The sequence below is a fragment of the Streptomyces sp. 7R007 genome, from assembly GCF_054850255.1.
Genome location: NZ_JBTWMV010000013.1, coordinates 148,091 through 169,425, shown reverse-complemented (window position 1 = coordinate 169,425; position 21,335 = coordinate 148,091). Strand labels below are relative to the sequence as shown.

At 69.7% G+C, this 21,335-nt stretch carries 18 protein-coding genes and 3 pseudogenes; 11 read left to right on the top strand and 10 right to left on the bottom strand.

Annotated features, from left to right (window positions below; all coding sequences use genetic code 11):
- Positions 1–11: 11 nt before the first annotated feature.
- From ACYF6T_RS19405 to ACYF6T_RS19370, 8 genes are all read right to left on the bottom strand, one after another.
- The gene (locus tag ACYF6T_RS19405; RefSeq protein WP_461698027.1) at positions 12–1,367 is read right to left on the bottom strand and encodes an MSMEG_0569 family flavin-dependent oxidoreductase; all 1,356 of its coding nucleotides are present in this window, start codon (positions 1,365–1,367) and stop codon (positions 12–14) included.
- Positions 1,364–1,669, bottom strand: coding sequence for an MSMEG_0570 family nitrogen starvation response protein (locus tag ACYF6T_RS19400; RefSeq protein WP_461698026.1), 306 nt, complete (start codon positions 1,667–1,669; stop codon positions 1,364–1,366). The genes ACYF6T_RS19405 and ACYF6T_RS19400 overlap by 4 nt, the downstream gene beginning before the upstream one ends.
- 351 nt (positions 1,670–2,020) lie before the next feature.
- Positions 2,021–3,757 (bottom strand): amylo-alpha-1,6-glucosidase, encoded by a 1,737-nt coding sequence (locus tag ACYF6T_RS19395; protein ID WP_461698025.1) that lies wholly within the window; start codon positions 3,755–3,757, stop codon positions 2,021–2,023.
- 78 nt (positions 3,758–3,835) lie between these two features.
- On the bottom strand, positions 3,836–4,660 hold the full coding sequence (locus ACYF6T_RS19390; protein ID WP_461698024.1) for a carbohydrate ABC transporter permease: 825 nt from the start codon (positions 4,658–4,660) through the stop codon (positions 3,836–3,838).
- The gene (locus tag ACYF6T_RS19385) at positions 4,657–5,643 is read right to left on the bottom strand and encodes a carbohydrate ABC transporter permease (RefSeq protein WP_461698023.1); all 987 of its coding nucleotides are present in this window, start codon (positions 5,641–5,643) and stop codon (positions 4,657–4,659) included. The genes ACYF6T_RS19390 and ACYF6T_RS19385 overlap by 4 nt, the downstream gene beginning before the upstream one ends.
- Positions 5,644–5,663: 20 nt before the next feature.
- A complete protein-coding gene (locus tag ACYF6T_RS19380) occupies positions 5,664–6,911 on the bottom strand; it encodes a sugar ABC transporter substrate-binding protein (RefSeq protein ID WP_461698022.1) in 1,248 nt (415 codons plus the stop codon).
- Positions 6,912–7,048: 137 nt separating this feature from the next.
- Positions 7,049–8,062: a LacI family DNA-binding transcriptional regulator gene (locus ACYF6T_RS19375; protein WP_461698021.1), complete on the bottom strand. Its 1,014-nt coding sequence runs from the start codon at positions 8,060–8,062 to the stop codon at positions 7,049–7,051.
- Between the two features lie 377 nt (positions 8,063–8,439).
- Positions 8,440–8,787 carry a GntT/GntP/DsdX family permease gene (locus tag ACYF6T_RS19370; protein WP_461698079.1) on the bottom strand — a complete coding sequence of 116 codons (348 nt, stop codon included), beginning with the start codon at positions 8,785–8,787 and terminating at the stop codon, positions 8,440–8,442.
- Between the two features lie 41 nt (positions 8,788–8,828).
- Here ACYF6T_RS19370 and ACYF6T_RS19365 point away from each other — a divergent pair.
- Positions 8,829–9,134: pseudogene (locus tag ACYF6T_RS19365) on the top strand (response regulator); the annotation flags it as partial.
- 44 nt (positions 9,135–9,178) lie between these two features.
- Here the strand turns inward: ACYF6T_RS19365 and ACYF6T_RS19360 are convergent.
- Positions 9,179–9,826: a TetR/AcrR family transcriptional regulator gene (locus tag ACYF6T_RS19360; RefSeq protein WP_461698020.1), complete on the bottom strand. Its 648-nt coding sequence runs from the start codon at positions 9,824–9,826 to the stop codon at positions 9,179–9,181.
- Between the two features lie 84 nt (positions 9,827–9,910).
- Here ACYF6T_RS19360 and ACYF6T_RS19355 point away from each other — a divergent pair, with 84 nt between their 5' ends.
- Together ACYF6T_RS19355 and ACYF6T_RS19350 are read left to right on the top strand one after the other, a co-directional pair.
- On the top strand, positions 9,911–10,648 hold the full coding sequence (locus ACYF6T_RS19355) for an SDR family NAD(P)-dependent oxidoreductase (RefSeq protein WP_461698019.1): 738 nt from the start codon (positions 9,911–9,913) through the stop codon (positions 10,646–10,648).
- Between the two features lie 456 nt (positions 10,649–11,104).
- The gene (locus ACYF6T_RS19350) at positions 11,105–11,743 is read left to right on the top strand and encodes a dihydrofolate reductase family protein (RefSeq protein WP_461698018.1); all 639 of its coding nucleotides are present in this window, start codon (positions 11,105–11,107) and stop codon (positions 11,741–11,743) included.
- Between the two features lie 263 nt (positions 11,744–12,006).
- On the opposite strand, the gene ACYF6T_RS19345 is transcribed toward ACYF6T_RS19350, so the two are convergent.
- Complete coding sequence (locus tag ACYF6T_RS19345) at positions 12,007–12,768, bottom strand: FadR/GntR family transcriptional regulator (protein ID WP_461698017.1); 762 nt, start codon at positions 12,766–12,768, stop codon at positions 12,007–12,009.
- 306 nt (positions 12,769–13,074) lie between these two features.
- Here ACYF6T_RS19345 and ACYF6T_RS19340 point away from each other — a divergent pair, with 306 nt between their 5' ends.
- From ACYF6T_RS19340 to ACYF6T_RS19305, 8 genes and pseudogenes are all read left to right on the top strand, one after another.
- Positions 13,075–14,439, top strand: coding sequence for an ABC transporter substrate-binding protein (locus ACYF6T_RS19340; RefSeq protein WP_461698016.1), 1,365 nt, complete (start codon positions 13,075–13,077; stop codon positions 14,437–14,439).
- Positions 14,436–15,350 carry a carbohydrate ABC transporter permease gene (locus tag ACYF6T_RS19335; RefSeq protein ID WP_461698015.1) on the top strand — a complete coding sequence of 305 codons (915 nt, stop codon included), beginning with the start codon at positions 14,436–14,438 and terminating at the stop codon, positions 15,348–15,350. The genes ACYF6T_RS19340 and ACYF6T_RS19335 overlap by 4 nt, the downstream gene beginning before the upstream one ends.
- A gap of 103 nt (positions 15,351–15,453) precedes the next feature.
- Positions 15,454–16,308 (top strand): carbohydrate ABC transporter permease, encoded by an 855-nt coding sequence (locus ACYF6T_RS19330; protein WP_461698014.1) that lies wholly within the window; start codon positions 15,454–15,456, stop codon positions 16,306–16,308.
- Positions 16,309–16,315: 7 nt separating this feature from the next.
- The gene (locus ACYF6T_RS19325; RefSeq protein ID WP_461698013.1) at positions 16,316–18,331 is read left to right on the top strand and encodes a hypothetical protein; all 2,016 of its coding nucleotides are present in this window, start codon (positions 16,316–16,318) and stop codon (positions 18,329–18,331) included.
- On the top strand, positions 18,328–18,651 hold the full coding sequence (locus tag ACYF6T_RS19320; RefSeq protein ID WP_461698012.1) for an L-rhamnose mutarotase: 324 nt from the start codon (positions 18,328–18,330) through the stop codon (positions 18,649–18,651). Before ACYF6T_RS19325 ends, ACYF6T_RS19320 begins: the two co-directional genes overlap by 4 nt.
- On the top strand, positions 18,648–19,562 hold the full coding sequence (locus ACYF6T_RS19315) for an amidohydrolase family protein (protein WP_461698011.1): 915 nt from the start codon (positions 18,648–18,650) through the stop codon (positions 19,560–19,562). The genes ACYF6T_RS19320 and ACYF6T_RS19315 overlap by 4 nt, the downstream gene beginning before the upstream one ends.
- 159 nt (positions 19,563–19,721) lie before the next feature.
- Positions 19,722–19,907 (top strand): annotated as a pseudogene (locus ACYF6T_RS19310) (alcohol dehydrogenase catalytic domain-containing protein); the annotation flags it as partial.
- Positions 19,908–20,477: 570 nt separating this feature from the next.
- Positions 20,478–20,835: pseudogene (locus ACYF6T_RS19305) on the top strand (substrate-binding domain-containing protein); the annotation flags it as partial.
- Positions 20,836–21,335: the final 500 nt, after the last annotated feature.

Below are 21,335 nucleotides of genomic sequence, written 5' to 3'. Positions count from 1 at the left end.
GGTGTGGTTCCTCAGCCGATCGGGAGGGCGGAGGCGAGTTCGCTGGGGGCTCCGGTGAGCGTGCCGCACACGTCGGCCAGGCGGCGCGAGGCGTCGATGTGGTCCGCGAGGAACTCGGCGTCCCGGCCCACCGCCTCGAAGCGGCCCGAGCCCCACGAGTACTGCCAGGGCAGACCGAGGAAGTGCAGGCCGGGCGTGCTGGTGGCGCCGCGCCAGTGCATCGGGTAGCCGCGGCCGTCGAAGACGGGTGCCTCGATCCACCGGTGGTCGCGCCTGAAGCCCGTCGACCAGATCACCGAGGTGATGCCGGCGGCCTCCAGGTCCAGTTCGCGCGGCTGCTCGTTCGGCTCCCACACCGGGACGTACCGGGGCTCGGTCGGGGCGTCGATGCCGTGCGCGGCGATGTGGGCGTCGATGGCGTCCTTGATGCCCTCGGCGACGGCGTCGGCGTGGTCGAGGTTCACCTTCAGGTCGTCGGCGAACTCCAGACCGGTACCCGTGATTGCGGTCAGCCGCCCGTACAGCCGCATGCCGTCGCGGGCGAAGGCGCGCAGGTCGATGTCGCGGCCGCCGTCGCGTCCGGTGACATAGTGGTTGACCCGCATACGCACGGCGTCGGCGTCGTCGAACGCGTCGATGGACTTGGTGTAGTGGCCCATGTCGTCGAGCCAGGCCACGCAGTCGCGGCCGCGGTAGAAGCGGGCCACACGAGGGGCGCTGCCGACGGCCAGGTGCACCTGGCGCCCGGCGAGATGGAGGTCCTCGGCGATCTGGCAGCCGGACTGGCCGGTGCCGACCACGAGGACGGCGCCCTCGGGGAGCTGCTCGGGCCTGCGGTAGCGGGAGGAGTGCACCTGGGTGACGCGGTCGGGCAGTCGCTGGGCCATCGGCGGGACGGACGGCGTGTGGTAGGGGCCGGTGGCGACCACCACCTGCTCTGCGGTCAAATCCCCAGCACTGGTGGAGAGTTCGAACACCCCGCTCGGCGAGCGCCGCAGCCGGGTGACCGTCACCCCCTCCACCAGCGGCGACCGGAAGAAGGCCACATAGTCCTCCAGGTACCGGACGATCTCGTCACGGACCATGAACCCGTCCGGATCGTCGCCCTGATACGGATAACCAGGCAGCCTGCACTGCCAGTTGGGGGTCACCAGGCAGAAGGAGTCCCAGCGGCGCTCGCGCCACTCGTGCCCGACCTGGTTCGCCTCGATGACAAGGTGCTCGACACCACGCCGGCCGAGGCAGTAACTCATCGACAGACCCGCCTGACCGCCGCCGACCACGACTACCGGGACGGGGGCACCTCCCCTGCTCTTCAGGCTGGAGGGCAGGGCGCCGGCCGGCCGTATCGCTGGAGCCGCGCTCACCGCGTGCTCCGGTCGGCGCCGGTGAGGGATTCGACCGTGACCCTGGCATCGCTGACGGCGGCGTACGCTGCGGCGGTCCGCTCGATCTGCGCGAGCTGCTCGGCGGCGCCGGTGCAGAAGAACCCGAACTTCTCCTTCACGCGCTCCCCGGCGATACCGAGTGCCGTACGGCTGCGCTGGACGAAATCCGCAAGTGCGTACTGGCCGCCGGGAACGAAATAGTCCTCGACTACCGTGGAGGGGGAATAGCAGCGCTGCGTCACGCCGTCGGGCCAGCGCACATGGAAATACATTTCGGGCATGACATCCTCCATGCCGGGCGCCGAGGTGTTGACACCTCGCCGCTGTCTGTGGAGACCAACTCCACCCCGCGGGGATTTCCGAACGAAGTCATCCGGAATAAAGGGGAGTTGCCAACACCTCACCCGGTTCGGAGCACGATCTGACGCATTCTTGTGCCGGGTAATTGCAGGTGTGGCCTGGCCGTGCCGGCGAGATCCACCGCAGCTTGCCCGTGGGATCGGCCAGGACCTTTCCCGTTCACGCCGTGGCGGCCGTCCTTCTTGGAGAAGTCGGTCCGGCTGTCGCCGACCCCGGTCACCGGGCGCCCGGTGGGACGGGTCCGGCCCCGGGGCTGCGTGCAAGGCGGCCGGCTAATGGCCGTCTCGGCGGGCGTACGCCGCCGCGAGGAGCAGGTAGCTGCTGGCGGTCCAGGTGTAGGCACGGTCGCGCAGGCCCGTGCCGGTGAGCGCGTCGAAGTTCTCGGCGAAGCCGTGGGCCTCGCACAGGGCGCGGAAGCGGGCGCTGATGTCGTCCGCGAGCCGCTGGTGGCCGGCGCGGCGCAGGCCGTCCTCGACGAGGACGGTGGCGGGGGCCCAGACCGGGCCGCGCCAGTAGCCGTCGGCGAGGTAGTGGGGTGAGGTGGTCAGCTCGGTGGCCAGGCCGTACGGGGTCAGGTGTGCCTTGATGCGATCGGCCAGCGCGCTGCCGATCTCGCCGGGCAGGTGCTCACCCAGCACGATGGGCATCAGGTCCAGGAGGCTGGCGCTGCTCCAGGTGTCCTCGGTGGCGGCCGACCGCGTGACGAACCGGTCACCGGCCCAGAGCTGGTCGAACAGCGCGGTCTGTGTCACCTCGGCTGCGGCGGCCCAACGGCGTGCGTCGTCGGGCCTGCCCAGTTCCCCGGCCAGTCCGGCGAGTTCCCTCATCTGGAGCACGAGGAAGGCGGACAGGTCGGCAGTGACGACCACCCGCTCGGGATCGAAGGCGGTGGCGTTGTCCCATCCGCTGTCGTTGCCGTGCTGATAGTGGGCCAGTTCGGCGCCGGGGGCCCGTCGCGCGGTGAGCCAGAAGAGGGTCCAGCGCTCCAACCTGGCGTACACCTCGGCCAGTTGGTCATGATCGGGGGGCGTGGGCAGCCGGCGGCGCAGGTGAGCGAAGGCCCAGCCGTGGATGGGCGGCTTGACGAAGTTGTACAGCACCTCGGAGTGCGTGACCGAGTCGGGCAGGGCGCCGCCGGCGTCCTGGTGGTCGAAGGGCAGGGCGAACTGGTCCAGCGCCAGCTCGGGGCAACCGGGCGCCAGGGCCAGGGCGTTGAAGCAGTGGTCCCAGCTCCAGACCTTGTCCATCCAGTGCTTGGACATCAGCACGGCGGGCCGGGTGACCAGGCCGGCCGGCCGCACGGTCGCCGACCAGACCACGTAGGCGGCCAGTTCGGCGGCCGGAGTGGCGGTCGAACGCCAGGGGGCCACAGCGTCGACGAAGGCGGCGAACGAACGCCGCGCGGACTGCACGATCTCGCCGAAGGCCGCCGAGGAGGCGTAGGGCGGGCGGGAGGTGTCAAGTTCCTCGATCGCGATCTCCCAGGTTCCGTCGGCCTCCCCGGTCACGGTGAGTCCGCGGTCGCCGTCGCCCAGGGCCTGGGATCCGGTGGTGTCCGCGAGAGTGCCGGACACCACGGTGACGCGGTATCGGCGTCCGGTCTCGTACGAGGTGAACACGTGCGCGTCGGCCGCCGGGTCGTGGAAGAAGTACGTTCCGCTGAACGGGGTCAGGGTCGGCGCGGCGGCGAAGACACCGAAACCCAGGCCGCTCCCCCGCAGGCGCACGGTGTCCGGCGACTCGAAGGCGAGCTCGACGCGGCCACTGTCGCCGGTCCAGCTGAGCAGGCCCGGTGTCGCCTCGACGCGGGTCTCCGCGCGGTTGCCCTTCGCCGTGCTCAAGGGGATCAGGCGCAGGACGGCGTGCATGCCGTTCTGGTGCGAGACGAGGTGGAGGTCCTCGGCGTACGTCATCTCCGCCACCACGGGCGAGATGTCGAACCAAGATCCGTACGTGCTGAACGGGATGTCGTGGACGGAGAAGGCCGGGCCGGACGGGGCGGCGGTCATGGTGGCGTGACTCGTTTCTGGAGCAGGGGGGCAGCAGCCGACTGGCCAACCGGCCAGTCGCGGAGAGGAGTTGGGGGCTCAGTCCTTGACGGCGCCGGCGGTCACACCGGCGGCGACGTAGCGCTGGGCCAGGACGAGGATCACTGCGGCGGGCAGCGAGGCGACGACGGCGGTGGCCATGATGGCGTTCCACTGCTGGTTGTTGTTGCCGATGTAGTGGTAGATGCCGAGGGTGATCGGCTCGTGGGCGCCGCCGTTGACGAGGGTGCTGGCGAGGACGAAGTCGGACCAGGACCACAGGAAGGCGAACAGGGACACGGTGACGACGGCGTTGCGGCTCATGGGCAGCACGACCGACCAGAAGGTGCGCAGTGCCTGCGCTCCGTCCACCTGTGCGGCCTGGAGCAGTTCGCCCGGGATCCCCGACATGAAGGCGGTGAAGATCAGCACCGCGAAGGGGACGGCCAGGGTGGAGTCGGCGACGATCAGGCCGGGAACGGACTGCAGCAGGCCGAGCTGGAGGTAGATGGCGTAGAAGCCCATCGCCATGATGATGCCGGGGATCATCTGGGCGGCCAGCAGGACGAAGCTCAGGATGCCGCCGCCGCGCGGGCGCAGTTTGGCCAGCGCGTAGCCGGCGGGGGCGGAGAGGGCGACGGTCAGTACGACGGTGCCCAGGCCGATGACGAGGCTGGTGCCGAGGTAGGGCAGTTGCTCGTCGAGGACGGAGCGGTAGCCGGCCAGCGTGCCGTGCAGGGGCAGCAGGTCCGGCGGGCTCTTGCGCATGTCCTGGTCGCGGGTGAAGGAGACGTTGACCATCCAGTAGACCGGGAACAGCATGATCGCGGTCAGCACGAGGCCGATCGTGGTCTTCGCCCATGCGCGCCTGCGTCCGCGGCTCATGACAGGGCCTGCTTCCGCTGCACCCGGACGTAGACCAGGCCGAAGACCAGCGCGGCGACCACGAGCAGGTTGCCGACGGCCGCGCCCGGCCCGAAGGCGGGCAACAGGTTGCCGAAGCCGAGCTGGTAGGACCAGGTGGCGAAGGTCGTGGAGGAGTCCGCAGGGCCGCCCTTGGTCATGATCCAGATGATGTCGAAGACCTTGAGCGTGTAGACGAGGCCGAGGAGCAGGGTGATGGCGGACACCGGCCGCAGCAGGGGGAAGGTGATGCTCCAGAAGCGCCGCCAGGCTCCGGCCCCGTCCAGGGCGGCGGCCTCGTACAGGCCCGCCGGGATGGACTGCAGTCCGCTGTAGAGCACGACCAGGTTGAACGGGACCCCGATCCAGATGTTCGCGATGATCACCGAGGTGAGCGACCAGGACGGCGAGGTCAGCCAGTTCACCGGGCCGATACCGAGCGGGTGCAGGGCGGCGTTGACGATGCCGGAGTCGCTGTTGAGCATCCACGACCAGGTGGAGGCCGACACGATCAGCGGCAGCAGCCAGGGAACGAGGAACAGGGCGCGCAGGGTGGCCGAGAGCCGGAAGTGCTGGTTGAAGAAGACGGCGAGGGCGAGCCCGATGGCGTACTGGAAGAGCAGACACACGGCGGTGAAGACGGCGGTGTGCAGCAGGGCGGGGGCGAAGGTCGGGTTGTCGAAGACGGTGCGGTAGTTGCGCAGGCCGGTGAACGGGGCGTCGCCCTGGACGAAGGAGCGGACGGTGTAGTTGCGCAGGCTGAGGTCGAGGTTGCGGTAGAGCGGATAGGCGTAGAAGAGGGCGAGATAGGCGGTCACCGGGGCGAGGAATCCCCAGGCGGCCCACTGGGTGGGGGCGGGCCGGCGGCGCTTCCTGCTGCCGGTCCGCAGCGGGGCGGCGGCATCCACCACCCCGCCCCGCACGCGCGCGGACCGGTGGTCCGGCAGCTGTGTCGTGTGATTCATCAACGGCTCTTGTGGTCCGGTTACTTGGCGGCGGACTGCGCCTCGGACAGCGCGTCCTTGGGTGACGTGGAGCCGCTGAGGGCGGACTGGACGGCCTTCCACATCTGCTCGGAGATCTTGGGGTACCTGGTGCCCAGGTCGTCGCTGGTGCGCCCCTTTGCCGACTTCACCGCCTCGACCCACGGCTTGAGTTCGGGGTTCGCGGCGACCTGCTTGTCCTGGATCGCGCCGACCGGGGCCACATAGGACAGGGTGGTGTCGGTGGTGTAGAGGTTGTCGCCGCTGGTCAGGCAGGCCACCAGCTTCTGCGAGGTGGCGTAGCGGCCGGTGTCCTGCTGGACCGGGATGGTGACGAACTCGCCGCCGGTGGGGGCCGCGGCGTTGCCGCCGGTCTTGCCGGGGATGGGCAGCACGCCGTAGTCGAGGCCGGCCTTCTTGGCGTTGGCGAGCTGCCAGGTGCCGTTCTCGCTGAACGCGTAGTCGCCGCTGGCGAACTCCTGCCAGCTGGTGGTCTGGGTGTTGTTGAGCACCGAGTTGGGGGCGTAGCCGTTCTTCAGCCAGTCCTTCCACAGGGAGAGGGCGGACACGGCCTGGGTGGAGTCGAGTTCGGTCAGCTTGGCGCCCGATCCCCAGAACCAGGGCAGGAACTGGAAGCTGCCTTCTTCCGTGCCGATCGCGGAGAAGGTGATGCCCTTCTTGCCGGCCTTCTCGACCTTCGCCAGGGCCGCCGTCAGGGAAGCCCAGTCCTTGACCGAGGCGATGTCCACGCCGGCTGCCTTGAGAACCTTCTTGTTGTAGTAGAGGGCGAGGGTGTTGGCGCCGATGGGTGTGCCGTAGGTCTTGCCGCCCGACTGCCCGGCCGCCAGCAGGTTGGGGTCGGCCTTTGAGGTGTCCAGCTTGTTGTCGGCGGTGGTGGTGAGCACGCCCGCCTCTGCGAGGGTGGACACCACGGGATTGTCGACGATAAGGACGTCGGGCGAGTTGCCCTGCTGGGCGGCGAGGAGCGTCTTGTTGCCCAGGTCGCTGGTGTCGAAGCCGGTGCGCTTGACCTTGACGCCGGCCTTGGTGCCGCACTGGTCGAGCAGCTTGGCCCAGGCCGAGGCCTTGTCGAACTGCGGGTACGGGTCCCAGATGGTGTACGTGCCGCTGCCGGCGCCCTTGGTGTCGGTGCTGCCGGAACCGGAGGAGCAGGCGGTGGCAGAGACGGCCACCGCGAGCGCGGTGACGGCCACGGCGGTCAGACGGCGCTGTCTGGAGGAGCTGTTCATCGCGAGGTTCCTTTGGTCTGGGCATGAGGGTGCCGAGGCACGGGGTGACGGGCGAGACGGGCGCGGCGAACGGCGCTGTCGAGCGGGTCGTGCGTCCGGTGACGTGAAGTGAGATGAGGAGAACGACGCCGATGCGGTCAGGGCGCGGAGACGGGCCCGGTGCTGGCGCGCAGGGAGATCGGGGGTACGAGGAGGTGGTGGCGGGGCGGCGCGTCGGGGTGGTCGATCCGTTCCACGAGCAGGTCGACGGCGCGTCGGCCCATCTCCTCGGCCGGTACGTCGGCGGCGGTGAGCTGCGGAGTCACCGTCTCCGCCCAGCGGCCGGCCACGACCCCGGTGACGGAGAAGTCGCGCGGCACGTGGCGGCCGGCCTGGGCCAGGCCCCGGTAAAGACCGCCCAGGGCGGCCTCGTTGAGGGTGACCAGGCCGGTGGTGGCGGGATCGTCGTGCAGGATCTGCTCCAGGCAGGCCTGCCCGGATGCCGCGTCGTCCCCGCAGCAGTACGTCCGCACGGTCAGCCCGCGCTCGGCCGCGGCCTTGGTGAAGCCGTCGAGACCGCGGTGGGCCGACTCGTACCCGGCCCGCACCAGTTGCCTGGGACGGTTGACGAAGGCGATCCGGCGGTGGCCGAGATCCGCCAGATGATGCACGCAGGCCGCGGCGAGCGCGGTGTGGTCCAGGCCCACCCACCAGCCGCCCTCCGGATGGGCGGTCCGTCCGATGGCGACGGAGGGAAAGCCCAGGTCGGCCAGGTGGTCGACCCGGTCGTCCTCCAGCCTGATCTCCATCAGGATCGCACCGTCGACCCGCCGCTCCCCCAGCAGCCGCTGGAAGGAGCGGTCGCTGTCCACGCCGCTCGGGGAGAGCAGGACGTCGTAGTCATGGGCCGCGGCGGCCTCCACCACACTGCCGATGAAGTCCAGCTGCATCCCGGTGTAGTGGTTGCCGGCCGGCGGGAAGACCAGGCCGATGGTGCTGGTGCGGCCGTTGGCGAGGGCGCGGGCGCTGGCGTTGGGGCGGTAGCCCAGCTCGTCGATGACCTCCTGGATCTTGCGGCGGGTGTCGTCCGAGACCGGGCGCTTGCCGCTCAGCGCGTAGGACACGGTGCTCCGCGAGACACCGGCCCGCCGGGCGATCTCACCGATGTTCACGGGTGACTCCTTGCTCGAACCGGTCCGCAGTTCAGTGAAGAGAGTACTCAGCGGCGCGTGAGGCGCAGGGACGGAACTGCGACCCGGATCCGACCGTCGAACCGGTTCGCGTGAAGTGAAGGTAGAAACAGACACGACGGCTGTCAACACCCCGCGCGAACAACGCGCACCCGGAGCAGAAGGTCCTGATTTCTTATAGTCCAGGGGATTGCTGGCCGACACTGACGGTGCTAACTTCCCCGAACCGGTTCGATGAAGTGATCCACCCGACGACCGCGGGCCCCCGTGGGAGTCGCGATCCGGCTCTCGACGACTCCCACGACGTGGTGGATACCGCAACGAATCCTGATTCCGCGCCCGCGGTTACGGGTCAAGGTTCAGGCGAACACCGACAGCAGCAGTGCCATGGCCAGTCCGAGAACGCTGACGAGTGTCTGCACTGCGGTCTGGGTCTTTGCGGCCTGGGCGAGGTCCATGCCGAACGACTCCTTCACCAGCCAGAACCCGGCGTGGTTGACGTAGTTGAGGCCGAGGGACCCGGCGCCGATCGCGATGACGAGAAGGGAGGCTTCCAGGCCGCCTTGGTTGCCGATCAGCGGGGCGACGATGCCGGTGGCGGAGACGATGCCCACCGTGGCTGAACCCGTGGTCAGGGACAGCAGCAGGGCGATCAGCCAGCCCAGCACGATCACGTTGATGTGTGCGCCTTTGGCGGCCGAGGCGATGGCGTCGCCGATGCCCGAGTCTTGGAGGACCTGTTTGAAGGCGCCTGCTCAGCGTAGTCGTCCGCGGCCAGGCCGACGTCGACCGCGTGCTGGCCGGCGCCGGCTTCCCCGCCCCGGGCGGCACCCTGCCCAAGGGCCTGAGCGTGGAGACTGCCGAGCTGATCGAGCACGCCCTGCGCGCCACGGACGGCACCTTGTCCGCGGCCGAGTGCGCGGCGGCCACCGGCATCTCCCGCGTCAGCGCCCGCCGCTATCTGGAGCACTTCCACGCCACTGGCCATGCCGACGTCAGCCTGCGCTACGGCACCGCCGGCCGCCCGGAACGCCGCTACAGCTGGCGCGGCTAGGAACTGTCCGGTCCGGCGGATGATGTGGCCGTGATGACACCAAGTTAGTTCTCGCGAGCCGGACTGCGCCGGGTTGCGGAGCGTTTCCGTTTCCGTCCCTCGGGCCTGGGCAGGACCGCCAGTGCGGTGTCCGCGATGTTCCGCACCGTCTCCGGGTCCAGGCCGGCCTTGCCTACCGCCTCGATACCGCGGACCACCGTCAGCAGCAGTGCCGCCAGCCGCTCCGGATCCGCAGCGCTGTCGATGTCGCCGTGGCGCTGGGCGGCGCTGATCTCCGTCCGCAGCAGGGTCAGCAGTGCCGTCATGGTCTCGGCCGACCGTGCGGCGACCGTCGGATCATGCTGTGCCAGTTCCGCCACGCCCTTGGCCAGCAGGCACCCGCGGCGCTCGGTGTCGGAGGCGGTGTTCTCCGCCATGAGGCGCACGTATTCCGACAGCCGGTCCATGGCCTCTGCGTCCGGGCCGCCTGCCAGCTGCTCTGCGGCCACCTCGAGGACTGCGGTGCACCAGTCGCCGAATACACGGTGGAACAGCTTGCCCTTGTCGCCGAATGCGCCGTACAGGCTGCCCTTGCCCAGGCCGGTCGCCTGGGCGATGTCGTCCATCCGGGTTCCCGCATAGCCGGTCGCCCAGAACTGTTCCCGGGCCCGCTCAAGGACTTGGCGTTCGTCGAAGGCGCGTGGTCTCGGCATGGTCGCACTCTATCCATTCTTGACTCGATCGTCCATTACTGCCTAGCTTATGGACGATCCATTCCAGAACCGAAGGGGTTCGTCATGCCAGGCGTACTGCAGGAGAAGGTGGCCGTGGTCACCGGAGGCACCAGCGGGATCGGGCTGGCCATCGGCCACCGCTTCGTCCGGGAGGGCGCTCGGGTCTTCGTGACCGGCCGGGACACCGACCGTCTTGAAGCGGCAGTCAAGGAGATGGGCCCCGCGGCCACCGGCGTACGATCCGACGTCTCGGACCTGGCCGACCTGGACGCGCTCTACGCGCGAGTCCGCGAGGAGGCCGGACGCATCGACGTGCTGGTGGCCAACGCGGGAATCGTCGCGGACGCCGCGCTCGGAGCGCACACCGAGGCGAACGTCGACCTGACGCTCGCCGTCAACGTCAAGGGCACGCTCTTCACCGTTCAGAAGGCGCTCCCGCTGCTGGCGGAGAACGCCTCCATCGTGGTCGTCGGCTCGAGCAACAGCGTGCGGCCCAATGAGCAGCTCGAGATCTACAGCGCCTCGAAGGCGGCGGTGAGCAACCTCGTGCACAACTGGGCCCGGCAGTCACGGGAGCGCCGATTCCGGGTCAACGTGCTCAGCCCGGGTCCCACGCGGACCCCTGGCCTGCTGGGCGTCGCGGGGCCGGCCGCCGATCGGTTCGCCGAGGCCACCGTGCCACTGGGGCGGCTGGCCGACGCCGAGGAAATCGCCGAGGCCGCCCTCTTCCTGGCTTCGGACGCCTCGTCGTTCGTCACCGGCGCCGAACTCTTCGCCGACGGCGGCTACACCCGGGCCTGAACGACCGCCGCTAGCGCGCGTCCGGCCCCTCGAACCGAGGGGACGCGCTCCCGGCCGTCCGTGTGCGCCGTACGAGATCACAGTGCGTCCGAGGGACGAGCTCGTGGCCGCGGCCTCTTCGACGGCAACCGGGGCACGGAGGTCTCTCCGGTGGGTCGCGACGGGAGCCAGAGTCGGATCGAGGCAACGGTGACGGTGCCGTAGAAGACGTAGGCACAGTCGAATCTCCTCTGGTTCTTCGGTTCGGCGATCGTGTGATTCCTGACGGGGATGAGCTGCGAAGCGCGCTACCGATCCACGGGGCGGCGGTGAGGGACGCTCATGATGCCCGGCGTCGGGGCGTGGTGCCGGGTGGCAGTACGGCCCGCCGAAGGAATGTGCGCGGGGATGTCGATCCCGGCGGGCTCTGTACGACGCAAGGGTGAGACAACGGCATCAGCACGAGAGGCGAAGGCCATGCCCAAGGTCCGCGTACACAACGTGACGATCTCCCTCGACGGCTTCGCGGCCGGCCCGAACCAGCGACTGGACGCCCCGTTCGGCGACGGTGTCGGCTGGGGCGATGACCTGCACAGCTGGTTCGTCTCCGCGGCGGAGGACTACGCCGCGGGAAAGACCGGAATCGATGCCGACTACTTCGCCCGCGGCGAGCAGAACATCGGCGCCACGATCATGGGGCGGAACATGTTCGGCCCGCAGCGCGGGCCCTGGGAGGACGAGTCCTGGAAGGGCTGGTGGGGCGACAACCCGCCCTACCACCACGACGTTTTCGTGCACACCCACCATCTGCGCCCGACGCTGGAGATGGCCGGCGGAACGACCTTCCACTTCACCGACGAGCCGCCAGAGACGGTGCTCCAGCGCGCGTTCGACGCCGCGGGCGGCAAGGACGTCCGGATCGGCGGCGGCGCGACGGTCATCCAGCAGTATCTGCGCGCCGGGCTGATCGACGAGCTCCACCTCGCGATCGCGCCGCTGCTCATCGGGCGCGGGGAGCGGCTGCTCGACAATCTGGGTGACGGGATCGACGGCTACCGGGTGTCCGAGCTGGTCGGCTCGCCGACCGTCACGCACGCGGTGCTGGTCCGCCGCTGACGCGCGGGGCCAGGGTTCACCGGGGTGGGTACGCTGCCGCCCCGCCTCGGTGGTTCGTCGTCGTGGTGTGCTGACCATGCTCGCCCGATGCGGCGCGCAGGCGACTCGCGGCGCCCGAGACACCACGCCCCCCGCCGCACTGCGCTCGGTCACGTCTCCGTGGCAGGACGCGCACGCGTTCGCGCGCTTCCCTCTCCCGCCGCAGACGCGCCTCCTTCTCCCATCGGGCGCGGGCCTCCTGGCCCGGTGACCTGAGCCGCCGGTCAGCCGAACAGGCGCCGCTGGATCTCCCGCCGGTAGTCCTCCAGCGTGCGGTCGAGGTGTACGGCGGTGGCCTCGGCGGCCTCTTCGGGTCGGCCGTCTCGAATGGCGCGGTAGATCGCCTCGTGTTCCTCGACCGCGGCCGCGGTGCCGTCACCGAAGGAGTCGTGGATGCCGATCGCGCTGGACTGGCGCTGGAGCCGGCGGGCGTCACGCACCGCGCTACCCAGGAAGGTGTTGTGCGATGCGGCGGCCACCGCCGCATGGAAGTCGTCGTCGGCCTGGTTGAAGACGTCGACCTCGCCATGGGTGTACCCGTGCCGGCACTGCTGCATGGCCACCTCGATCGTGCGCAGTTCGGCGGGCGTGGCACGGGTGGCCGCGAGCCGGACGGCGGCCATCTCCTGGACCCTGCGGAACTCGAACAGCATCAGCACGTGGTCGAGGTCCACGGGCCGGAAGAAGCCGCCCCAGCGGCTGGTGACCAGCATGCCCTCGTCGTCCGCGACGAACAGCCCGCGCCCCTTGTGCGCCCGGACCCGGCCGAGTGCCGAGAGGATCTTCACGGCTTCCCGGACCACCGCCCGGCTGGTGTCCAACTGCTGGGCCAGGTCGTTCTCCGTGGGCATCCGGTCCCCGGGGACCAGGCGCGACTCGGCGATGAACTCGAGGATCCGCTCCGCCACGACCTCGTATCCCGGGCGGTAGTCCCGCCGCTCATCCGATCCGTTCATCACTGCGGCCACGGCGGGCGTGTCCTTCATGCGTGCTGCCTCCGGGTGACTGCGACGACGGTGACTGATCGACATTGGAGCCGAGCTCATCGTACCCCGGACGTAAATAAGTAGTACTCATTTCCCCTCACGCCTGATGACATCGCGACCGAGAATTGACTCTTAAGCGCCCATTTATGCCATTTAAGAGCCCATAGGTGCCGACATCATGCGCACTTCGCCTCCCGAAAAGCCATACATACCTCTTGACTCAGTCTTCGATAGGGCGGCTAATTTCTTCCGCAGCGCTACCGACAGAGCCGTCAGCAGCCTCACGCACACCGACTGGAGTCGCTCATGTCCGTCTACAAGCCTTCGGCCGACCGGGAGACAGGGACCAGCCGGAGAGGTGCCGCGTTGCTGGCCGGCTGTGCCGCCACCGTGCTGTTCACGGTGACCGCCTGTGGCAGCGGCGGCAGCGCCGGCACGACGAACAAGAACGGTTTCGCGCAGGCGCCACAGAAGGACGGCACGCTAACCGTCTGGGTGGACGCGACCCGCCTGGACGCGGCGAAGCAGTACCAGGCGCTGCACCCGGACGTGAAGATGGACATCGTCAGCTACGACGGTGACGCCAACGGGTCCAACTACCTCCAGACGAAGGTCCAGCTCTTCAACCGCACCCACAAGGGCTGGCCGGACGTCGTCTTCAGCTCCCAGAACAACGAGGCGAGCTGGGCCGTCGACGCGGGCTTCGCGGCGCCGCTGAACAAGGGTCTGATCCCGGACGCCACCCTCGGCGGGTTCGCCAAGGGCGCCAACGACGTCTGCACGGTCGACGGAACCCTCTACTGCCTGCGCAACGACCTCTCCCAAGCGGTGCTCTGGTACAACGCGCCGCTGCTGAAGAAGTTCGGCTACACGGTCCCGACGACCTGGGAGGAGTACCAGGCGCTCGGTGAGAAGGTCGCCAAGGAGCACCCCGGCTACCTCGTGGGCGACGCGGGCGACACCTTCACCCCCGAGATCTACCTGTGGGCGAGCAAGTGCGGCGCCAACCACATCACCGGCCCCAAGGCCGTCTCGGTCAACACCACCAGCGAGGCCTGCACCAAGATGGCCAGGCTGCTGGACGCACTGATCAAGAACAGGTCCATGTCGATCAGCGGCGTCTTCAGCACCGACTTCGCCAAGAACGAGGCCGACAAGGTCCTGCTCATGCCCGGCCCCGCGTGGTACGGCGGCGCGGTGTTCAAGGACGGTCTCAAGACCCCGGCCAAGCAGATAGCGGTGGCGCCCATGCCGCAGTGGCAGGGGGACGCCTCCCCCTCCACCGGCAACGTCGGTGGCGGCACCTGGCTGCTGTCGAAGCACTCCACCCACATCAAGGCGGCCACCGACTTCCTGACATGGGTCACCACCGACAACGCCTACCAGGGCGAGAAGGCCCCCGGCTTCCCGGCGTACGCCCCCGCCGCCGAGAACTGGCTGAAGGCGCAGGCCGCCTCGGGGTACTTCGCCGGTGACCTCACCGCCCTCAAGGACGCCTCCTCGCAGGTGTGGTCCGACTGGGGCTCGGGCCAATTCAGTCAGGAGGCGATCTGGGCCGCCACCGTCAAGCCCGGCCTGACCCAGGGCAAGACCATCGAATCGATGCTGCCCGCCTGGCAGGACGCGATCGTCAAGTACGCCAAGGCCGACGGCTACAAGGTCTCCCAGTGACGATCACACACTCATCGGCCGGCTCCGTCCGGGGACGCCCTCGCGGCACCTCCCGGCAGAGCCGGGCCGGCGTGGCATTCGCCGCCGGCTACGTACTGCTGCTGGCCGCCTTCGGCGTCCTCCCGACCTGTTACGCCATCTACTTCGCGTTCACGGACGCCGGAGGCGCGTTCACCGGCTTCTCCAACTTCGTCACCACGGCAGGGGACTTCCGCTTCGTGGACTCCCTGGGCCACGTGGCCCTGTACCTGGTCTTCTGGCTGATGTCGCTCGTGGTGTTCGTGGTAGTCCTGGCGCTGCTCCTTCACCGGCTGGCCTCGGGGCCGGTCAGCCAGGCGCTGCGCTTCCTCTACTACATCCCCGGGGCCCTCGCCGGCGCCGCGAGCGTCCTGGTGTGGCTGTTCATGCTGGACCCGACGGTCAGCCCCGTCAGCTCGCTCCTGGAGGCCCTGGGCTTCCACACCTTCGGCGAGGTCATCGCGCCGGGGAACCTGGCGCTGCTGTTCACGGTCATCGCGTTCTGGACCGGCGCGGGCGGCTGGATCGTCGTCATGTACGGCGCCCTCAACAACATCCCCAAGGACCTCATGGAGGCCGCGCGCATCGACGGCGCGAACGGCTGGCAGACCGCCTGGCGGGTGCAGATCCCCCTGCTCCGCAAATGGATCGTCTACATGGTGATCCTCGCCTTCGCGGGCGGTGCGCAGCTCTTCGTCGAGCCTGAGCTGCTCTCCCTCGCCAGCACCGGCGTGGCCGGGCGCGACTACTCGCTCAACCAGCTGACGTACGACTTCGCCTTCCAGATGAACAACATCAACGGCGCCGCCGCGGTCTCGGTGGAGCTCCTGGTCGTCAGCGTGTCGGTCGCCGGTGCCTTCGTCGCACGATCGGGGTTCTTCGATGCCGACTGACACACAGTCCACCGCTCCTGCCGCCGCTCTTCGCGCGAAACGGGACCGGAGCGTCAAGAGCCGGCACGGGGAACCACGGCCGCGCCACCGTCCACCGCAGCACATGGCGTCACGGCTGCTGGCAGGCTCGGTGCTCACCGTGTTCGTGGTGTTCTTCGTGTTGCCCGTGCTGTGGCTGCTGCTCGCGGCGACCAAGACGGACCAGCAGCTGGTCCACGACAACCCGCTGTCCTTCGGGTCCTGGCACGCGCTGTCGGCCAACTGGCACGCGCTCACCGCCTTCCAGGACGACGCCATCCTGATGTGGCTGCGAAACTCCGCGCTCTACGCCGCGATCTCGCTGGTCATCACGCTCTGCCTGGCCATACCGGCGGGGTACGCGCTGGCGATGACCGAGTTCCGCGGCCGGCACGCGCTGCTGATCGCGACCCTGGTCGTGATGCTGATGCCGAACGCCACGCTGGTGGTGCCGCTGTTCCTGGAGATCAACGCAGTGCACCTGATCGGCACGATGTGGTCGATCATCCTGCCGTACTCGTTCTACCCGTTCGGGGTGTACCTGACGTACATCTACTTCACCACCGCCGTGCCCAGGGACCTCCTGGCCGCCGCGCGGATGGACGGCTGCTCCGAGTTCGGCGTCTTCCGTCATGTCGCCCTGCCGCTGGCCACCCCCGTCATCGCGCTGGTCGGGTTCTTCAGCTTCGTCGCCAACTGGACGAACTACTTCCTGCCGTACGTGATGCTCCCCGAGAGCGACCAGATGCCGATCCAGGTGGGCGTCGGCAGCCTCCTCAGCAATGTGCCGTCGTTCAACCCCACCGTCGGCGACCTCGCGATCCAACGCCCGCAATTGGCACTGGCGACGCTGGTGGCCATCACACCGGTCCTCGTCGTGTTCCTGTTCGCCCAGCGCTTCCTGGTCAGCGGGATGCTCGCCGGCGCCACCAAGGAGTGACAGCTTGATGCCCTTCCCTCGCCCCCACGTCCGCGGGGACGACACCCCGGCCGCCGACCAGTCCTGCCCCGCACCCGACGTCCAGGCCTCGGTCCCGCTGCTCGAACCCCCCGGCTGGGCCGTCGCCCAGCGTGCGCTGTTCGACCTGCTCGACCACGCCTGGCGCCGCTTCGAAGACGCCTTCACCGGTCCTGACGGACGCCTGAACTACAACGGCCTGCTGACCACCCGCGACGGCGTGGACGACTTCTACGAAGTGTTCTTCAACTGGCCCCAGCTCTACCTCCTCGGCGGCGCCGACGACATCCTGCCCGCCAGCGAGAAGCACTGGGAGGGCGTGACCCGGCAGCTGACCGAACTGAACATGCTGCACGACGAGTTCGAGCGCGGCTACGACTGGTTCCACCAGGGCGAGAGCCTTCTCCTGCTCTACTTCCTGTGCATGGCCGCACCCGACCGCTGGGCCGAACGCGCAATCCGCTTCGCCGAGTTGTACGTCGACCCCGCCCAGGGCAACTACGACCCCGAGCAGCGCATCATCACCCGCCCGCACAACGGCAGCGACCCCGAACGCACCGGCCTGTTCGACGGCGACGTGTACCCCTGGCTGCCGAAGGAGGCGGAGACCTACGGCTTCCCACTCGACTGGCTGCCCGAGGCCGCGAACGGCCCCTTCCCGCTCTCGGCGGACCCGCGGCTGGGCGACCAGATGCGCGACCGGATGGGCGTCGGTGACACCGCGGTCAACCTTGCCGCGGCGGGCCTGGTCCTCAACGCCTGGATTCTGTCCGGCGAGGAGCGCTACCGCGACTGGATCGTCGAGTACGTGGGGGCCTGGCGCGAGCGCACCCGGGAACAGGGCGGCCTGATCCCGGACAACGTCGGCACGGACGGGGTCGTCGGCAGCCGGCTGGAAGGGCGCTGGTACGGCGGCCACTACGGCTGGTCCTGGCCGCACGGCTGGCACAGCGTCGGTCACGCGGCCTGCGTGGCGGCGCTGGCGGCGGCGACGGTCACCGGGGACGACGACCACCTCTCCATGGTCGCCACCTCGCTCGACGCCCTCATCGACCGCGGCAAGGTCATGCCCCACACCGAGGCCGACTCCAGCCTGCCCTCCAAGTGGGCGGTGGAACTCGGTCCGGACCGTCACACGCCCACACTGCACCTGCCGTTCCGCCACAACGACGCCGGCTGGTTCGACTACAACCCGGCCACACTCCCCGTGCCGGTGGCCCTGTGGCACCACACCTCCTCGAAGGCCGACCGGGCCCGGCTGGACCGGCTGCGCGAGGCGGACGGAATCGACTGGCGCACCGTGCGGCCGTTCCGGTCCAAGGAGGACTCCGGGCACGAGAAGGCGTGGTTCGCCTTCCTCGCCGGCGACGACCCGAGCTATCCCGAGCGCATCCTCGCCACCGCCCAGGCCCAGGTCCGCCACCGGCTGCGCCGCATCGACCGCTACGGCGACCTGGACGTGCCCGAGGCCGACATCCACGTCTGGCAGCTGTGCAACCCCGTGGTCACCGAGGCCCTGGTACAGCTGACCTGGGGCGGCCCGCAGGTGCTCTACCAGGGCGGTCTGCAGCAGGCGAGGCTGCGCTACCACGACGCCGACGCCCGCCGGGCGGGGCTGCCGGCGGACGTCGCCGCCCTGGTCACCTCCATCGCCCCCGAGGCGACCACCGTCGAACTCGTCAACCTCTCCCCCGGCACCGACCGCACGGTGATCGTCCAGGCGGGCGCCTTCGCCGAGCACACCATCACCGCCGTCCGCTACACCACCTGCGAGGACGACGGCTGGATCGGGGACATGTACGACTACGGCCACACCGAGCCGGTCGTCACCGAGTCGGGGCAGGCCTGCGACAGCACCTACCTGACGGTCCGGCTGCCCGCATCCACCCGCATCCGGCTCACCCTGCGCCTCCGGCTGCGCGCCCGTACTCCCACTTACCGCACGCCCTTCGACACCACGGCCGACGACTCCGACTCCACCGACACGACAGGGGAACCGGCGTGAAACGCATCGCCCGGACCATCCGGCTCCGCCCCGAACACCGCGAGGAGTACCTGCGGCTCCACTCCGCCGTGTGGCCCGGCGTCGAAGCCGCCCTGCACCGGGCGAACGTCCGCACCTACGGCATCTTCCTCCACGGTGACGTGCTGTTCGCCTACATGGAGTACCACGGCGAGAACTTCGAGGCCGACCCCGAGACCCAGCGCTGGTGGCGGCTCACCGACCCGTGCCAGGAACCCTGGCCCGACCGGGGCGAGGGACGTCAGTGGACCGAACTCCCCGAGATCTGGCACCTGCCGCCGTCTCCCGGGGCCCCGTCATGACCGCCACCCCCGTCCCCGGCATCGTCGACGCCCACCACCATCTGTGGGACCTCTCGCAACGTCCGCAACCCTGGCTCGACGACCCCCACCTGGCATCGATCCGCCGCACCTTCACCCCCGAGGACCTGCGCGCCACCGCCACGCACCCCATCGCGGGCCGACGGCTGCACAGCACAGTGGTCGTCCAGTGCATCGCGGAGGCAGCCGAGACCGAGGACCTGCTCGCGCTCGCCGGACAAGAGCCGCTGATCCAGGCCGTGGTCGGCTGGGCCGACCTGACCTCCCCGGCCATCGGAGACGTGCTCGACCAGCTGATCGCCGGTCCGGGCGGCCGGTACCTGCGCTCCCTGCGGCACCTCGTCCAGAGCGAGGCGGACCCCGACTGGCTGCAACGCCCCGACGTCGAACGCGGGCTGGCGGCCGCCCGGGACCGCGGGCTGCGCTACGACATCCTCGTCCGCAGCCACCAGCTCGACCAGGCGATCCGGCTGGCGGAACGCTTCCCCGACCTGCCCCAGGTGCTCGACCACGCCGGCAAGCCGTCGATCGCCGACGGCGACCTGGCCGACTGGACACGACGGATGGCTCTGCTGGCCGCACACCCGCAGGTGGTGTGCAAGGTCTCGGGGCTGGTCACCGAGGCCGACCACGCCCACTGGACCACCGCCGACATCCGTCCCGTCTGGGACGTGCTGCTCTCCTCCTTCGGCCCCGACCGGCTGATGTTCGGCTCCGACTGGCCGGTCGCCAATCTGGCGGGCGGCTGGAACCGGTGGGCCGCCACCGTGGACGAACTGCTCACCGGCTGGAGCGACAGCGATGTCCACGCCCTCCTGGCCGGCACCGCCGGAGCGTTCTACGGCCTCGCCCCCGTCGTCGGCGCGGGTCACACCTCCGCCCCGACGCCCTGACCTGCTCCCCTCCCGCGGCGAGAGCCACAGCCGCAGGCCACACCCGCCGCACGAACCAGCGCCGGGCTCACCACCACGCACGCCGAGCCAGTCACCATCTGAGGCACCGGCTCGCACCGAAGGGACCCCGCCTGCCATACGCCGCCGATACCCAGCGAGGTGGAACCAGCTCCCGCCTACGCCGGCATCTGCGGCACCGACCTGCCCGTCTTCCACGACGACACGGACGCCCAGGTCACCGCACCGGCCGTCCGGGGGCATGAGATGGCCGCCCGGGTCGTGCGCCGCGGGCCGGACGTGAAGGACTGGCGGCCCGACGACGCGGTCACCGCGATGCCGCTGCGCTGGGACGACACCCGCCCGGCGTGCCGCAACGGCCACCAGCGCATGTGCCGGCACCTGGAGTTCCCCGCCGTCACGGTGCACGACGTCGGCCGGTCCAGAGTGCGCGACCCAGTAGTGCCTGCCAGGGCTGGTTTCCAGCGGCTGTTTTCCGGCCTAGGGGCACTCTTGCCCCATGGCGTTGCGACCGGCCCGTCCGGGCTGCGCAAGCCGGTCTCGGGCCTCGGCCGGACAACGCTCGCCAGGGGCTTTCGCCGTATGACCGTCAGGCCCCTGGGCGGCCATGCCGAGGAAACCCAAGTCGACCTTGGTGTGGGCGATCCCTCGACCTTCCGCGCCGGTTCCGTTCGAACGATTGATGTGGTGAACGCCTTGACCGCGGCCGCACCCGTCTCCACTATTGGGAGCGCTCCCACTGGTTCGAGCCTTGACCTCCATCGAGTCGCACCCCGCAAGGAGGAACCAGAACCATGGCACGCACTGCGATCCCTCCCCTGGGGCGGGCGCGCACCGCACGGCTTCAGCGGTGGTATGTCGACGCGCCTGGAGCCGGCCGGACGCGACGCCCCAGGGTCATTGCTCGCCGAAGGTGATGTCAACGCGGGCCAGCGGACGGCGGACCAGGACGGGACTCCTCGATCGGCACCCGGAGATCGACGGTGTCCTCGCCGCGTCGGACACCGCGGTGGCCGAGGCGCCGCAGGCCCTGCGGGCCGCCGGACGGCGAGTGCCCGAGGACGTCGCCGTGGTCGGCTTCGACGACTTCCCGCCGGCCGAGCGCACGCCGCCGCGCCTCACGACCGCGCGTCAACCGGTGCAGGAGATCGGCCGGGCCACGATCCGACCGTTGCTGGAGGGGATGGAGGAGCCGTTCGCGGCGCGGCGGCACGTCATCCTCCCTACGGAACTGGTCGTCCGCGACTCGGCCTGACGCCGCTTCGGGTCCTGGAGGTCCGTGGCACCGTCCCTCCCGGTGGCTGCTCGGTTCCGGGGAAGGGGCCGCCAGCAGTCGCGAGTCCTGGTCTGATCGTGTACGGCAGGATGTCGGCGAATCGGTTCGACGCAAGCGCTTCGACGGCAGCCGGGCCGCAGTTCGGGCGGGCCAGTGGCGTGCAGCGCGGTGCGCGCGGCGCCGACGCGCGGACCCGGCGCCGGACCGCTTCGCCCCCGGTCGCCCGAACCGGTGTCACGGGATCCGACCTGTCGGGCTTCCTCCCTGCTCAACGGCATGATCACGATCACCCGGTGGGCCTGCTCCTCCTGCCCGGCGCACCCCTCCTCGCCTCATCGCCAACGAGACGAACGGCAGGGCGGAAGGTGAGGCGCCGTCGACACCGCAACTTTTCGAGGCTTCCAAGAGCTTGCGAACCGCCGGAATCAGCAGTCGAATCGATTCGCTACACGGTTCGCGGCAGGCACTCCCCACCCTTG

Excerpts from the sequence above, each read along its gene's own strand:
- ACYF6T_RS19400 (WP_461698026.1), bottom strand. The coding sequence starts at position 1,669 with ATGCCCGAAATGTATTTCCATGTGCGCTGGCCCGACGGCGTGACGCAG.
- ACYF6T_RS19395 (WP_461698025.1), bottom strand. The coding sequence starts at position 3,757 with ATGACCGCCGCCCCGTCCGGCCCGGCCTTCTCCGTCCACGACATCCCG.
- ACYF6T_RS19390 (WP_461698024.1), bottom strand. The coding sequence starts at position 4,660 with ATGAGCCGCGGACGCAGGCGCGCATGGGCGAAGACCACGATCGGCCTC.
- ACYF6T_RS19385 (WP_461698023.1), bottom strand. The coding sequence starts at position 5,643 with ATGAATCACACGACACAGCTGCCGGACCACCGGTCCGCGCGCGTGCGG.
- ACYF6T_RS19380 (WP_461698022.1), bottom strand. The coding sequence starts at position 6,911 with ATGAACAGCTCCTCCAGACAGCGCCGTCTGACCGCCGTGGCCGTCACC.
- ACYF6T_RS19360 (WP_461698020.1), bottom strand. The coding sequence starts at position 9,826 with ATGCCGAGACCACGCGCCTTCGACGAACGCCAAGTCCTTGAGCGGGCC.
- ACYF6T_RS19355 (WP_461698019.1), top strand. The coding sequence starts at position 9,911 with ATGCCAGGCGTACTGCAGGAGAAGGTGGCCGTGGTCACCGGAGGCACC.
- ACYF6T_RS19350 (WP_461698018.1), top strand. The coding sequence starts at position 11,105 with ATGCCCAAGGTCCGCGTACACAACGTGACGATCTCCCTCGACGGCTTC.
- ACYF6T_RS19345 (WP_461698017.1), bottom strand. The coding sequence starts at position 12,768 with ATGAAGGACACGCCCGCCGTGGCCGCAGTGATGAACGGATCGGATGAG.
- ACYF6T_RS19340 (WP_461698016.1), top strand. The coding sequence starts at position 13,075 with ATGTCCGTCTACAAGCCTTCGGCCGACCGGGAGACAGGGACCAGCCGG.
- ACYF6T_RS19330 (WP_461698014.1), top strand. The coding sequence starts at position 15,454 with ATGGCGTCACGGCTGCTGGCAGGCTCGGTGCTCACCGTGTTCGTGGTG.
- ACYF6T_RS19325 (WP_461698013.1), top strand. The coding sequence starts at position 16,316 with ATGCCCTTCCCTCGCCCCCACGTCCGCGGGGACGACACCCCGGCCGCC.
- ACYF6T_RS19315 (WP_461698011.1), top strand. The coding sequence starts at position 18,648 with ATGACCGCCACCCCCGTCCCCGGCATCGTCGACGCCCACCACCATCTG.